The organism is Nocardia cerradoensis NBRC 101014 (assembly GCF_000308535.1).
Taxonomy (GTDB): Bacteria; Actinomycetota; Actinomycetes; order Mycobacteriales; family Mycobacteriaceae; genus Nocardia; species Nocardia cerradoensis.
Genome location: NZ_BAFW01000287.1, coordinates 1 through 686, shown reverse-complemented (window position 1 = coordinate 686; position 686 = coordinate 1). Strand labels below are relative to the sequence as shown.

2 protein-coding genes are annotated in these 686 nt (G+C 58.7%); both read left to right on the top strand.

The features are described 5' to 3' along the window. Positions 1 to 573 (top strand): cysteine rich repeat-containing protein (locus ON23_RS40100; RefSeq protein ID WP_218001125.1); only part of this gene is annotated, 573 nt, incomplete at its 5' end. Next, positions 518 to 686: cysteine rich repeat-containing protein (locus ON23_RS40095; RefSeq protein WP_218001126.1), on the top strand; the 169-nt coding region annotated here is incomplete at its 3' end. The genes ON23_RS40100 and ON23_RS40095, both read left to right, overlap by 56 nt.

Sequence of the window (686 nt, the reverse complement as noted above, 5' to 3'; positions counted from 1 at the left end):
ATTGGCGTGTTGCCCAGTGGAACAGGAGATGTGGCCACCACAGGGGCCTGTGCTGGAGATGTTGAGAACTTCTGTGCGACTGTGAAACCTGGGGAGGGTCGCTTGGCAATCTGCTTAACGAAGCAGCAGGATGAAGAGGCGAAAGGGAACATCGAAGGAAAAACGTTGACCGATGATTGCAAGGGGGAGCTGGCGGCTTTCAAAATCGAGCTTGGCGAGAGCATTAATAAAAATCTTGCCCTTGCCAAGGCATGCAAGGAGGATGCAACCAAGCTCTGCGCTGATCAGGACCCCACAGACCCAGTGGCAGTGCTTACATGCCTCAGGGACCTGAAGGACTCCCTATCAGCCACCTGCTCAGCAGAGATCTTCAACACACAGCTCGAGGCGGCCAAGGACTACCGCACAGATGCGGACCTGCATGCGGCATGCGAGCCGGACGCGAAGCAGCTGTGTGCGAATGTGAACCCGGGCGAGGGCCGCATCCAGGACTGCCTGCCGCGACAAGGCCGTCTCCGTGTCCTGGGAGTGCCAGGAGGAGCTCTTCCGCCAGGAGGTGGAGAATGCAGATGACCTGCGGCTATCGCAGCGCCTGTTCAAGAAGTGCATGGGCGACAAGAAGAAGTTCTGCGCCGACATCAAGTTTGGAGGGGCGCGGGTGAAGGACTGCCTGGAGGCGCGTGGGA